At 40.7% G+C, this 12155-nt stretch carries 17 protein-coding genes and 1 riboswitch; of the genes, 14 read left to right on the top strand and 3 right to left on the bottom strand.

Features of this window, described 5'->3' with window-relative positions; genetic code table 11:
• Positions 1-290 precede the first annotated feature (290 nt).
• Positions 291-728 carry a peptidylprolyl isomerase gene (locus tag NSS80_RS11720; protein ID WP_008359679.1) on the top strand — a complete coding sequence of 146 codons (438 nt, stop codon included), beginning with the start codon at positions 291-293 and terminating at the stop codon, positions 726-728.
• 228 nt (positions 729-956) lie between these two features.
• On the opposite strand, the gene NSS80_RS11715 is transcribed toward NSS80_RS11720, so the two are convergent.
• Positions 957-2210 carry an MFS transporter gene (locus NSS80_RS11715; protein ID WP_317221958.1) on the bottom strand — a complete coding sequence of 418 codons (1254 nt, stop codon included), beginning with the start codon at positions 2208-2210 and terminating at the stop codon, positions 957-959.
• Between the two features lie 272 nt (positions 2211-2482).
• Between NSS80_RS11715 and NSS80_RS11710 the strand changes: the two genes are divergently transcribed.
• The 7 genes from NSS80_RS11710 (at position 2483) to NSS80_RS11680 (ending at position 6837) form a co-directional block, all read left to right on the top strand.
• On the top strand, positions 2483-3064 hold the full coding sequence (locus NSS80_RS11710) for a TetR/AcrR family transcriptional regulator (RefSeq protein WP_247721550.1): 582 nt from the start codon (positions 2483-2485) through the stop codon (positions 3062-3064).
• A gap of 212 nt (positions 3065-3276) precedes the next feature.
• Entirely contained in the window at positions 3277-3513 is a 237-nt protein-coding gene (locus NSS80_RS11705; protein ID WP_024422853.1) for a DUF2164 domain-containing protein, read from the top strand.
• A 229-nt stretch (positions 3514-3742) separates the two neighbouring features.
• The gene (locus NSS80_RS11700) at positions 3743-4087 is read left to right on the top strand and encodes a hypothetical protein (RefSeq protein ID WP_008344451.1); all 345 of its coding nucleotides are present in this window, start codon (positions 3743-3745) and stop codon (positions 4085-4087) included.
• 108 nt (positions 4088-4195) lie between these two features.
• Positions 4196-4337: riboswitch (FMN riboswitch) on the top strand.
• 253 nt (positions 4338-4590) lie between these two features.
• Positions 4591-5241, top strand: a complete 651-nt coding sequence (ribE, locus tag NSS80_RS11695) for a riboflavin synthase (protein ID WP_317221959.1) — start codon at positions 4591-4593, stop codon at positions 5239-5241.
• An 11-nt stretch (positions 5242-5252) separates the two neighbouring features.
• Positions 5253-5879, top strand: coding sequence for a 3,4-dihydroxy-2-butanone-4-phosphate synthase (ribB, locus tag NSS80_RS11690; protein WP_328699568.1), 627 nt, complete (start codon positions 5253-5255; stop codon positions 5877-5879).
• A 26-nt stretch (positions 5880-5905) separates the two neighbouring features.
• Positions 5906-6370 (top strand): 6,7-dimethyl-8-ribityllumazine synthase, encoded by a 465-nt coding sequence (gene ribE / locus NSS80_RS11685; RefSeq protein ID WP_029706184.1) that lies wholly within the window; start codon positions 5906-5908, stop codon positions 6368-6370.
• Positions 6371-6483: 113 nt separating this feature from the next.
• Positions 6484-6837, top strand: a complete 354-nt coding sequence (locus NSS80_RS11680) for a GNAT family N-acetyltransferase (RefSeq protein ID WP_024422850.1) — start codon at positions 6484-6486, stop codon at positions 6835-6837.
• 24 nt (positions 6838-6861) lie between these two features.
• On the opposite strand, the gene NSS80_RS11675 is transcribed toward NSS80_RS11680, so the two are convergent.
• Positions 6862-7386 carry a DUF309 domain-containing protein gene (locus NSS80_RS11675; RefSeq protein WP_024422849.1) on the bottom strand — a complete coding sequence of 175 codons (525 nt, stop codon included), beginning with the start codon at positions 7384-7386 and terminating at the stop codon, positions 6862-6864.
• Positions 7387-7476: 90 nt separating this feature from the next.
• On the bottom strand, positions 7477-7569 hold the full coding sequence (locus NSS80_RS11670; protein WP_012010430.1) for a YjcZ family sporulation protein: 93 nt from the start codon (positions 7567-7569) through the stop codon (positions 7477-7479).
• 209 nt (positions 7570-7778) lie between these two features.
• On the opposite strand from NSS80_RS11670, the gene NSS80_RS11665 reads away from it, so the two are divergent.
• The 6 genes from NSS80_RS11665 (at position 7779) to NSS80_RS11640 (ending at position 12094) form a co-directional block, all read left to right on the top strand.
• Positions 7779-8537: a segregation/condensation protein A gene (locus NSS80_RS11665; protein ID WP_024422848.1), complete on the top strand. Its 759-nt coding sequence runs from the start codon at positions 7779-7781 to the stop codon at positions 8535-8537.
• Positions 8527-9120 (top strand): SMC-Scp complex subunit ScpB, encoded by a 594-nt coding sequence (scpB, locus tag NSS80_RS11660; protein WP_024422847.1) that lies wholly within the window; start codon positions 8527-8529, stop codon positions 9118-9120. Before NSS80_RS11665 ends, scpB begins: the two co-directional genes overlap by 11 nt.
• 113 nt (positions 9121-9233) lie before the next feature.
• Positions 9234-9713, top strand: a complete 480-nt coding sequence (locus tag NSS80_RS11655; RefSeq protein ID WP_024422846.1) for a YpuI family protein — start codon at positions 9234-9236, stop codon at positions 9711-9713.
• 113 nt (positions 9714-9826) lie between these two features.
• Positions 9827-10978 carry a D-alanyl-D-alanine carboxypeptidase family protein gene (locus NSS80_RS11650; protein WP_024428069.1) on the top strand — a complete coding sequence of 384 codons (1152 nt, stop codon included), beginning with the start codon at positions 9827-9829 and terminating at the stop codon, positions 10976-10978.
• Complete coding sequence (locus NSS80_RS11645; RefSeq protein ID WP_024422844.1) at positions 10966-11553, top strand: nucleoside recognition domain-containing protein; 588 nt, start codon at positions 10966-10968, stop codon at positions 11551-11553. The genes NSS80_RS11650 and NSS80_RS11645 overlap by 13 nt, the downstream gene beginning before the upstream one ends.
• Before the next feature lie 4 nt (positions 11554-11557).
• On the top strand, positions 11558-12094 hold the full coding sequence (locus NSS80_RS11640) for a spore maturation protein (protein WP_024422843.1): 537 nt from the start codon (positions 11558-11560) through the stop codon (positions 12092-12094).
• The last annotated feature ends 61 nt before the right edge of the window (positions 12095-12155 follow it).

Raw genomic sequence — 12155 nt, 5'->3', positions numbered from 1 at the left:
TTCAAGAGAAACTTTAGCTTTTGAGTACACGTAAAGTAGTGCACTCCATCATATAGACGTAACAAATTGGCTTGACGTTTCAATTTTCTTTTTAAGATGTGTTCCTGTTCCGATAAATGAAGACATGTCATTTAGTCAAATATCATTTTATTAGGAAAAAAGAATCAAGCAACCCTATTTTATCAATCATCAGCTAAGAGGTAAATGACAATCGAAGAGCAGGGGATGTTTAACATCACCGAAAATGTGCTATAATGAGCGTTGTTTAACCTGAAAGGAGAATGTGAAAAATGGCGAAAAAAGGATACATACAATTAACGAATGGAAAGAAAATTGAGTTTGAACTTTACCCAGAGGCTGCTCCAGGTACAGTAGCAAACTTTGAAAAATTAGCGAATGAAGGCTTCTACGATGGATTAAAATTCCACCGCGTGATCCCAGGCTTCGTCAGCCAAGGCGGCGACCCAAACGGTAATGGAACGGGTGGTCCTGGTTACACAATTAAATGTGAAACAGAAGGAAATCCACATCAGCACGAAAGAGGTTCATTATCAATGGCACATGCTGGTAAAGACACAGGCGGCAGCCAATTCTTTATCGTACATGACCCGCAGCCGCACTTAAACGGTGTTCACACTGTTTTTGGCAAGGTAACATCTGGTATCGAGGCTGTACTTGATATGGAGCAAGGGCAAGGCATGGAAAAAGTTGAAGTTGTAGATGCTTAATCTAAAACACCGCTTAATCGCGGTGTTTCAGCGTGTAGACAAACCCTTGCATTCGGTGTCAGGTCTGCGCTCCGGTACTCACGAATGTTAAATTCGCTCCGTTCCAGTGCTCGCCCTTCCTAGACTTCAAAGGTTTTCAAACACGCTGAAAAGAAGACAAAGGGCTAAAATCAAGTTCATTTTAGCCCTTGTCAACAATAAAAAACACCGCTTCATCGCGGTGTTTTTTTATTTTGTTTGTGAGACGACTGTGATTTGTTTCGTTAGGCGGTAGGTGATGAACCAATACAAAATGGCGAAAGCGCTGATAGAGGCACCAAAGAGACATACTCCGCTCCAGCCGTAGGTCGCGTATATACTGGTTGAAACAATTGAACCGGTCGCACTGCCGATGGAGTAAAAAATCATGTAAGCCGCAGTAAGCCGGCTTCTCGCCTCAGCCCGTACTGTAAAAATCATATTCTGATTGGTCACATGAACTGCCTGCACAGATAGGTCAAGAATGATAATGCCAATGACTAATGCAATAAGTGAATGTTCAGTCAAACTGATGAAAAACCATGAAATGAATAATAGGACAAGGGATATACCAGTAGTGAACTGTCCAAAACCTCGATCAGCAAGGCTGCCAGCCCGAGCAGCCCCTAACGCTCCGGCTGCTCCAGCAAGACCAAATGCGCCAATTGCAGTATGTGAAAGAGAGTATGGCGCAGTACTGAGAGGCAGTACGAGTGAAGTCCATAACGTACCAAAGACGATAAAAATCAGAAGAGCCAAAATCCCCCGGATGCGCAGGATTCGTTCTTGTATGAACAATATAAACATTGAACGAAGCAGATGAACATAGGATAATGACTCTCTTTTGCTGTCATCACGCGGGAGCACTCGGAACAATACGCCAGTTAGGATAAGCATGATGACGGCAGAAACAAGATAAACAGACCTCCAGCCAGCAAAATCGGTTAATACACCAGCAAAGGTTCGAGCGAGAAGAATGCCGGTTACGATTCCACTTTGCACCAAGCCGACTATACGGCCGCGTTCTTCTGGAGCAGCCCAACTTGCTGCAAACGCAACGAGTACCTGAGTGACTACAGCGAGCAGTCCGACCACTGCTAATCCTAGAAATAGGACGGTGACGATAGGAGCGATGCCGACTAGAATGAGGGCAAGCACAGATAAAAGCATCTGACCGATAATGAGCCGTCGTCGATTCAACAGATCACCAAGCGGTACTATCAGTAGCAGCCCCGCCGCATAACAAAGCTGAGTAATCGTAATGACAATACCAATGGATGAATACGTGATACCGAACTCGTCTGCCAGTGAATTTAGTAACGGTTGTGCGAAGTATATGTTTGCAACAGCCATCCCGCACGCTGCTGCAAAAAGTAGTGCCATATAGTGACTCATCTTTGATTCAGGTTTTAATCGAAAATTCATATTAGGATGATCTCTTGGAGTCATTTTATCTTTAACCATTCATTGCATCCTCTCCTTTTTGTACTAAAAAGTATAATATATCGATCGGTATAAAATGATTCCTGTTAAGGATAACCAACAAAATGTTTTAAAGTCAAGAGTTTAATCCAGTTATTCTAAGTTGATCTTGATTAAAGAAAGACAGTTTGACAATTTTACATGAATAAAATAAAATTATAATGTACTGATTAGTAATAAAAAATGATATCCTTACAAATAAATGAATAATTGTTTTGGTGAAATGATTTTATTGTTGAAAAGAGGAATTGAGGATGGTTCGACAGCGTGAGTTTGATGAGCAAAAAGCATTGGATGATGCAATGGTGCTTTTTTGGGAAAAGGGGTATAGAGCTACAACGTTAAGCGATTTGACTGCAAAAATGGGAATACAGCGGCCAAGCTTATACTCAGCCTTTGGAGATAAAGAGGAGTTATTTGAGGCTGCATTACGTAAATATACAAAGCAGCATGCAGCCCGTATTCGAACAAAACTTCAAAACAATCAATCTGTAAAGAAAGCATTTCATACTTTATTTACAGATGTAGTGGAAGAGGAATATAGAGATGGCCCGAGTAAAGGCTGTTTTTGCATTAATACGATAGTGGAACTTGCTCCACACGAAGAGAAATTTGAAATTCTGACAAGAGAGCATCAGATGTATCTTTCGGTCATATTTGAAGAAAAGATTGTGCAAGGTATTCGCTCGGGTGAGCTTGAAAGCAGCTTGAATGCTAAAGCCTTAGCACAGACACTGGTCGTTTCTTTCATCGGGCTTACCGTCCTCATGAAGTCACGTCCAGAGCGTTCATTTGTAGATCATTCTGTAGCGACGATCCTATCCATTTTAAAATAAAATGGACAACACGCTATGACAGCTTCCATGAAAAAATCATACAGCATAGTGAAAGCGTATTTGATCCATTACATCAAAATACGCTTTTTCTTATAGGGCATTCATGCGAAGAATGTATTTTTATGATATGATAGGAGAACAAATATTCGTATTTGCGGGGTGCCAGCACATCAGATGCAAATGAAGAAATCGGAAAGAAAGAAGGGGATACTTTGAAACCACTCACAAAAGAAGAGAAAAATCAAATGACGATGGCCATTCAGCGTTATTTTGCCGAAGAACGAGAAGAAGAGATTGGTGAATTAGCAGCCATTAATATACTAGAATTTATCACAAAAAACCTTGGAAGCTACTACTATAATCAAGGGGTTCGCGACAGCCGCAGCATCGCTGTTCAGCGGTCACAATTGTTAGAGGAAGACTTATTTGCACTCGAAAAAAGAATATAATGAAAAGCTTGCAGTATGGTGTGTTACGAACTAATAAATAGGAAAAAGACCCCCTTAATAAAGAACGCATATTCGTATCATATGTAATGATTAAGAGGTGGAACCAAAGGGCCATCTGAATCGTTATATAAGTAACCATTAATGAAAATCAGCTTTTTTGGTTTTATTTCAATAAAAGAAGGAATAAAACATACAAATAGGCGAAGTGCAGATGATGGAGGTTCTAAATATGGGGAAAATTAAATTAAAAATTGCGATCTTATTTGTTTTACTGCTTTGTTTAGGCGCAGGTTATTTATACATGAATGGCATGAAAATTGAAGATGTGCCAACAGCTATTGGCGAAAGCTTAACAAATAATGATAAAGATTACACCATCTATGAATATACCATTACGAAAATTGATGGAGATGAATATTACGGTCAAGCGAAGAATGGCACAAAAATCATTTTTAATGGTAAGAAATTTGAAGATGATGTGGCTGATCTGAAAAAAGGCGATCGTATTAAAGCCTACTTTAGTAATGAAAAAAGAATAGATGGACTGATAAAGGTAGTAAAAGTCGTAAATTAACATGTCTCCTTTCCTATAAGGAGGCTTTTTTTGTGTGAAGAAATCTTGATTGTTGCATTTGACAACAAGGATCGCTATAATAGCCCCTAAGGACAGCTAAATATCGATTGTATCCTTCGGGGCAGGGTGAAAATCCCGACCGACGGTAATAAAGCAAATGCTTTACAGCCCGTGACCCGTTAATTTATTAACGGTTGATTCAGTGAAAAGCTGAAGCCGACAGTGAAAGTCTGGATGGGAGAAGGATAAAGAAAGCTATGAACGAAAAATATTTGTTGATCATAGTCTTATTTCTGATGCAAAAAAACCACAGCCCCGGAATTTTTTCCGGGGCTTTCTGTATGATTTTGTCGTTAATAGACTGCATGCAGTGTTTATTAGGTGATCCCTCATCTACCTTGTATGGACCATAAAAAGCGACGAAGGTGCTCAATCGATCACATGTCCCTAACATCGCTTTTTTTAAAAGTGAGAAATACAAATGAAACGAAAGGGAGGATCACATGTTTACGGGGATAATTGAAGAAGTTGGCACCGTTCAGTCATTAAGTAAAAAGTCAGCAGATGCCATGGGAATTGTCATTACATGCAGCCGTGTGCTGGAAGATGTTCACCTCGGAGACAGTATCGCCATTAATGGAGTATGTCTCACAGTCACTAGCTTCACAAAAGAACAGTTCGCGGCAGATGTGATGCCAGAGACGGTCAAAGCGACATCGCTGGATCAGCTGACAAAAGGCAGTCCAGTGAATTTAGAGCGAGCCATGTCCTCAAATGGACGATTTGGCGGCCACTTTGTCTCAGGCCATGTTGATGGAACGGCTGTCATTACCCGGATAGAAAAGAAGAGTAATGCCATTTACTATGATTTAAAGATGAACAAAACCCTCACAGATATGCTCACCCAAAAGGGTTCGATCGCAATAGATGGTGTCAGCTTGACCATTTTCGATTTGCGAGATTCACATGTCACAGTCTCTATTATTCCTCACACGCTTGAAGGAACTATTTTCCCGACTAAATCTATGGGGGATATCGTGAATATAGAGTGTGACATGATCGGTAAATACATTTATCGCTTTTTAACAAAAGAGCAGAGCGAAAAACAGCCATCTCGATTGACCCCATCATTTCTAAAAGAGCACGGATTCTAGGAGGCGATTGTATGTATCATTCCGTTGATGAGGCAGTAAATGCCCTTAAACAAGGAGAAATCATTATCGTAGTGGATGATGAAGACAGAGAAAATGAAGGAGACTTTGTGGCACTCGCTGAGCATGCCACACCTGAGGTGATTAACTTCATGGCTTTACATGGAAGAGGCCTCATTTGTACGCCAGTCCATGCGTCGATCGCCAAACACCTGAATTTGCATCCAATGGTTGAACATAATACGGATGCACACCATACAGCGTTTACAGTAAGCATCGACCATGTGACAACGACGACTGGTATTAGTGCTTTTGAGCGCTCCACGACCATGCTGGCCATGTTAAATAAAGACGCAAAACCAGAAGAGTTTGCCCGACCAGGTCATGTTTTTCCGCTTATTGCAAAAGAGGGCGGCGTACTAGAAAGACCAGGTCATACAGAGGCGGCGGTTGATCTTGCTAAACTGGCAGGCTCAGAGCCAGCGGGTGTCATATGTGAAATTATGAATGCAGATGGATCAATGGCGCGCGTCCCTGAACTAAAGGAGATCCAAAAACAGCATGATTTAAAGATGCTGACAATCGAAGCATTACAGTCATATTTAAACAACAATCGAACAGCCGCTATTGAAACAAAATAAAAATCACAAAAAAGGATGATCAACATATGAATACAATACAAGGCCATGTAGTAGCAGAAGGACTAAAATTTGCAATCGTTGTAGCGAGATTCAATGATTTTATTACAAGTAAACTGTTAGATGGAGCAGAAGATACATTACTCAGACACGGAGCAAATGGTGATGATATCGATGTTGTGTGGGTACCAGGCGCTTTTGAAATCCCGTACATGGCAAAAAAATTAGCAGAAACCAAAAAATATGATGCAGTCATCACACTTGGAACCGTGATCAGAGGCGCAACGACTCACTATGATTACGTTTGTAATGAAGCTGCTAAAGGAATTGCTCAGAGTGCTATGTCAACAGGGGTACCGATTATCTTTGGTGTACTCACAACAGAATCTATTGAACAAGCCATTGAAAGAGCTGGTACAAAAGCAGGAAATAAAGGCAGCGAATCGGCTGCAGCTGCTATTGAAATGGCGAATCTCAATCGAACGTTCTCTTAATTTAGTGAAAAAGAGTTTAAAAACGGTATAAAAATGTTTATAATGTGTGATGAGCAAATGAATCATAAGACATTTGCTGGAAATTAGGATAATTTGAATATTGAGGGGTATATATGTTAATTCGTTACAAGAGGTCTTTTGAAAAAATTGCCATGGGACTTCTGTCCTTTATGCCGGGTGAGAAAGACGTCAAACAGCTTCAGCAGACGATGAAGTCATATGAAATGGATGAAGATCGGCAGCTGTTCCTATGGAAAGATGGCGAGGATATTGTAGGTGCTATTGGTGTGCTCAAAACAGACGACCAAGTACAAATTGAGCATATTAGTGTGAATCCATCCCATCGTGATCAAGGAATCGGCAAGGAAATGGTTTTAGCCGTGGAAGAAATATTTAAAACCAAAACACTCATTCCAAATGAATTAACGCAAGGCTTCTTTCATAAGTGTCACAGCGAATCAAATTAAATATCACACATGTAAAAGCAGAGGCTACAGTCCTCTGCTTTTTTTACGTTCAATCTGCTTTTTTCGTTCCAGCAAAACTTCTGTCCGGTCACGGAGTCTATGTTTTTCGATTAAAAATGTATGGGATAAGTTGCTTTCCTGTCCAAAGAGCAGTCCTTCTTTTTGGGCCATTTCTTGGCATAAAGAAAGAAGTGCTTCATCTTTGATTGGCAGCATCACACTTTCATAGGGCATATCTTCATCCATTTTCTTTTTCAGCGTTCTCAGAAGCATCAGAAATGCCTCATCATCCAGACCGAGATTCGATAATACTGAACGGTTTGCTTCTAACAAATGAAGACTGTTAGAAATGAGCCGTTTTGCTCCTTTTCCATTTCCCCGCCTTTGATGATACAAGGCAACAGCGAGCTGGATGAGCCCGACCCAATATTCTTTGCGCTGCTCAGGGGGATCTTCTTTCCAATATTCCTCTAAAATTTCATGACACTCAAAATAATCTCTTGTCGTATGAAATTCGTGTAAAAAAGCCACGTACGCTTCAGGATACACAGCGGTCATCTCCTTTTCCACTCTCAGTCTAACATATCGAAAAGAAAAGAAGAAAGAGCGTCCCTTTAGTGAAAAGGACGCTCTGTTTCTTTAATAAACCCAAGCCGCGCCAACGATGATCAGCAAGATGAAAAGCACGACAATTAGCGCGAATCCTCCGCCGAAGTTATAGCCATCTCCCATAATGATACGGCCTCCTTTTTCATCAGTTCTGATTACAATGGTATTCTATGTATAAATGCCCTTATTGGTATGGGCGGATCCACAGTTTTTCTCGATTTGCCTAAGGCATCATGGCCGAAATTATATTGGACGAGAGCTTTATCCTGTCTTATACTAAAGGTTAGCCGGTGAAACGGTACTTAGAAGACAGTAGAAATGGTGAGAAAAAGATGCTGGAATATCAGGTGAAAATAGATTCGTTCGAGGGTCCTTTGGACTTGCTTTTACATTTAATTAACCGGTTGGAAATTGATATTTATGATATTCCCGTCGCTAAAATTACGGAGCAGTATTTATTATATGTCCACACGATGAGGGAGCTTGAGCTCGATGTTGCGAGTGAATATTTGGTCATGGCTGCAACCCTCCTGAGTATTAAAAGCAGAATGCTTCTTCCGAAACAAGAGGAAGAGCTGTTTGATGAAGACCTGCTCGAAGAGGAAGAAGACCCTCGAGAAGAGCTGATTGGCAAATTGATTGAATACCGCAAGTATAAAAATGCAGCACAAGAACTAAAGGAACGCGAAGAAGAAAGGCAAAATGCCTTTACAAAACCACCGAGTGATTTAAGCGAATTTGCAAAAGAATCAGAAGCGAAGGACACAAATTTACACGTAACGGTGTATGATATGTTAGGTGCGTTCCAAAAGGTATTAAATCGAAAGAAAATAACGAAACCAGCACCATCAAAGATTACAAGACAAGAAATCCCGATTGAAGACAAAATGAATGAGATTATGAACCATTTAAGAAAAACAAAAAAGCGGACCAATTTCATGACTCTATTTCAACATGATCAAAAGGAACACCTTGTCGTGACGTTTCTTGCTGTTCTCGAATTGATGAAAAGTCATCAAATCATGCTAGAGCAGGAAGGGAACTTTGAAGACATTTATATCATAGGGAGTGAAACGATTCATGACGCTTGATATCGTGAATTGGAAAGCCATCTTAGAAGCGCTGCTGTATGCAGCAGGTGACGAAGGCTTAACAAGAAAACAGCTCATGTCTGTTCTTGAAGTAGATGAGTCGGTATTACTCGACATTATGTCTTCCGTAAAGGAAGAATATCAAAAACAAGAACGAGGGATTGAGCTCATTGAATATGCAGATTCATATATGCTGCTGACGAAAAAAGAATACAGCATGTATTTAAAAAAATTAGTCGAGACACCATCCAAGGGTTTGTCGCAGGCAGCGCTGGAGGTGCTTGCCATTGTTTCTTATAAACAGCCGATTACACGCAGTGAGGTAGAGGAGATCAGAGGAGTCAAATCAGAGCGGGTACTTCATAGCTTAGTAGCCAAAGCACTGCTCTGTGAAGTAGGACGTGCCGATGGTCCGGGACGAGCGATTCTGTATGGGACAACCCCTACCTTTTTAGAGCAATTTGGCTTAAAGGCTTTAGATGAATTACCGCCGCTTCCAGAGAATGTAGAAGCAGATGGAGTACAAGAAGAGGCCGATCTATTTTTTGAAAACTTCAATCAAACATTTGAAGACATAAAATAGTTCAAAAGAATGAAAAATGTATGATAAAATATAAAAAAGATTTTAGGTCTAAAATCTTTTGATGACAGATAAAATGGTGACAAAGCCATGAGGGGAAGGTAAACACGAAACAAATGGCACATATGAATGTAAAGGCTCAAGTTGATCAAGCAGGCGTCTTTTTATCAAAGGTTGCAATTGAAATGAATGGTTTTCTGAACGAAACCACCTTATCAAGCTTGAAACGATTAAACCCCGAAGCGGAAGCCTATTATTGTGACATATTGAGTACATTACGGAAGCTTGCAGTGTACAGCGAGGATGCAGCAGCAGTTTGCAGGAAAATGGGCCAGCAGCAGACATTCCCGCAGCAAGCCGCACAGCAGATGCTCCACCGTATTTATCATCAATGTATTGAAGAATTTTTCACGCCTAAAAAGGATACATGGTATGAAGACAGCCGTTCGGCCTATACAGGAAAAAGCAGCATTGTTTTTCACCATGAAGTATCCGCTGATATGAAACAATTATTTTCTTCATTAGAAAAAGACTTTTTAGCGATGAGAGAAGAGCTGGAATATACGACTTCTCATCAGCAAGTGAAAATGGTATAAGCAATTTGAAGAAGCGCCTCTATATGTAGAGGCGCTTTTTTTTATGGACGGGGCATCATAACTTTTTCAGCTGAGCATACACTTGTACAAAACGGACAAGGACGTGAATGAACATGCCCTATTTAAAAATTGGAACAGCAGTCCTTCTTCTATTTACACTCTTACTGCCTTTTTCCTCACATGCCAAAGCAGACATTTCATTATCAGTGAGTGCAAGAAGCGCCATTTTAATAGATGGACAGTCAGGCAGAGTCCTATTTGGAAAGGACGAGCACGAAAAAAGAAGAATCGCCAGTATTACAAAAATTATGACGGCTGTATTAGCCATTGAATCAGGAAAAATGAAAGATACCGTCAAAGTATCAAAACGTGCGATTCAGGCGGAGGGTTCATCCATTTATTTAAAGGAAGGGCAGAAGGTGAGCTTAGAAGATTTGACATACGGGCTCATGCTGCGTTCTGGAAATGATGCAGCTGTTGCCATTGCAGAGCATGTTGGCGGCAGCTTAGAAGGATTTATCTTTATGATGAATCAAAAGGCGGCTGAACTAGGAATGGAAAATACGAATTTTCAAAATCCGCACGGACTCGATGATCATAAAAATCATTATTCATCAGCCTATGACATGGCGATCCTAACAAAATACGCGATGAAACATAAACAATATCAAAAAATTGCCGGTACAACTTTCTATAAAGCGAAGACAATGGAAGGCTATTGGAAAAATAAAAACAAGCTGCTCACCGGTTTATACGAATATTCCACTGGAGGGAAAACAGGATATACAAAACTTGCAAAACGAACACTTGTCTCCACCGCTGCAAAGGGTGATGCTCAGCTGATCGCTGTGACCATTAATGCACCTGACGACTGGAAGGATCATATTTCTATGTTTGAATATGCATTTGATCACTATAAAACGTATGTGCTTGCTGAAAAAGGAAGGCTTGCTTCGTTAAAAGGGACCTTTTACGAAAAAAAAGCGTTTATCAAGCGTGATGTGGACTATTTTTTAAATGAAGATGAGAAAAAACTTGTCAAAATTGAAACGGAAATGCTCACCCCTGAAAAGAAGTGGAAAAAAAACGCCGAAGCCATCCCAGATGTTGTAGGAAAAATGACGATTTTGTTAGATGGACAGGTGATCGAGCAATTACCGATTTTTTATGAAAATAAACGAAACCGCATGCCTCAAAAAAGCTTTCAAGAAATGTTTAAGTCTGTCTTTCAGACATCTATAGGCGGATCTTCATGGTCAATCTAATTTGGGTATTTCTCACTGTCATCGGTCTTGTCTATGCGATGTTTAATGGAACGATGCAGGAAGTAAACGAGGCTGTATTTAAAGGCTCAAAAGAAGCGGTTACTATTTCAATTGGTTTGATTAGTGTCCTCGTTTTTTGGCTCGGGCTCATGAAGATTGCCGAAGAGGCAGGGCTGTTAAATTTCTTTAGTAAATTGTGCCGGCCTTTTATTTCAAAGCTATTCCCGGATATTCCGCCTAATCATCCTGCAATGGGGTATATTTTGTCCAATCTCATGGCGAATTTCTTTGGTCTCGGGAATGCCGCTACACCGCTTGGGATTAAGGCGATGGAGCAGATGAAAGCATTAAACGGCGGAAAAAATGAGGCAAGCCGTTCTATGATTACATTTCTAGCGGTCAACACATCCTCTATCACACTTGTGCCAACAACCGTCATAGCAATAAGAATGACCTATGGGGCAGATCAGCCAACAGACATTGTAGGGCCAACCATTTTAGCAACACTCATTTCAGGAATCGGTGCAATTATCATCGATCGTTATTTCCACTATCGCAGAAGCAGGCGGGGGTGATCTTGTGGCATTTATTAACTGGCTGTCACTTGCTTTGATTCCACTAATCATCGCAGGAATTTTGATTGCTGGAACCATTAAAAAGGTACCAACCTATGAAACATTTGTGGAGGGAGGAAAAGAGGGCATTCAAATTGCCTTTTCAATCATTCCCTATTTAGTCGGTATGCTTGTAGCCATTACGATATTCCGTGCATCAGGTGCGCTTGATTTTGTTATGGGACTATTAAAACCAGTCTTTACAGCGATTGGTTTCCCGCCAGAAGTCGTGCCGCTTGCGTTTATTCGCCCGATATCAGGAACGGCTGCACTTGGAATGACATCAGACTTAATAGCGACGTATGGCCCAGATTCTTTTATTGGCCAGCTTGCAGCTGTCATGCAAGGGTCAACAGACACCACCCTTTACATTTTAACGGTCTATTTTGGAGCAGTTGGGATTAAAAAAATGGGAGATGCGCTGAAAGTAGGTTTGCTAGCAGATCTCATTGGTGTCATTGCCTCTGTGATTATCGTCAGTTTGTTATTTAGCGGCGCCTAATCAGGCGCTTTTTTGTATTTCATGGATGGAAAATCGCTTTTTAGCTGAAATTAGACAGACG

It is taken from the genome of Bacillus sp. FSL M8-0350, from assembly GCF_038593345.1.
Classification (GTDB): Bacteria; Bacillota; Bacilli; order Bacillales; family Bacillaceae; genus Bacillus; species Bacillus safensis.
This window is presented reverse-complemented; position numbering and strand designations above follow the sequence as displayed.

Coding starts and splice junctions, on each gene's coding strand:
- NSS80_RS11720 (WP_008359679.1), top strand. CDS start 291: ATGGCGAAAAAAGGATACATACAATTAACGAATGGAAAGAAAATTGAG.
- NSS80_RS11715 (WP_317221958.1), bottom strand. CDS start 2,210: ATGGTTAAAGATAAAATGACTCCAAGAGATCATCCTAATATGAATTTT.
- NSS80_RS11710 (WP_247721550.1), top strand. CDS start 2,483: ATGGTTCGACAGCGTGAGTTTGATGAGCAAAAAGCATTGGATGATGCA.
- NSS80_RS11700 (WP_008344451.1), top strand. CDS start 3,743: ATGGGGAAAATTAAATTAAAAATTGCGATCTTATTTGTTTTACTGCTT.
- ribE (WP_317221959.1), top strand. CDS start 4,591: ATGTTTACGGGGATAATTGAAGAAGTTGGCACCGTTCAGTCATTAAGT.
- ribB (WP_328699568.1), top strand. CDS start 5,253: ATGTATCATTCCGTTGATGAGGCAGTAAATGCCCTTAAACAAGGAGAA.
- ribE (WP_029706184.1), top strand. CDS start 5,906: ATGAATACAATACAAGGCCATGTAGTAGCAGAAGGACTAAAATTTGCA.
- NSS80_RS11680 (WP_024422850.1), top strand. CDS start 6,484: ATGTTAATTCGTTACAAGAGGTCTTTTGAAAAAATTGCCATGGGACTT.
- NSS80_RS11670 (WP_012010430.1), bottom strand. CDS start 7,569: ATGGGAGATGGCTATAACTTCGGCGGAGGATTCGCGCTAATTGTCGTG.
- NSS80_RS11665 (WP_024422848.1), top strand. CDS start 7,779: ATGCTGGAATATCAGGTGAAAATAGATTCGTTCGAGGGTCCTTTGGAC.
- scpB (WP_024422847.1), top strand. CDS start 8,527: ATGACGCTTGATATCGTGAATTGGAAAGCCATCTTAGAAGCGCTGCTG.
- NSS80_RS11655 (WP_024422846.1), top strand. CDS start 9,234: ATGGCACATATGAATGTAAAGGCTCAAGTTGATCAAGCAGGCGTCTTT.
- NSS80_RS11650 (WP_024428069.1), top strand. CDS start 9,827: ATGCCCTATTTAAAAATTGGAACAGCAGTCCTTCTTCTATTTACACTC.
- NSS80_RS11645 (WP_024422844.1), top strand. CDS start 10,966: ATGGTCAATCTAATTTGGGTATTTCTCACTGTCATCGGTCTTGTCTAT.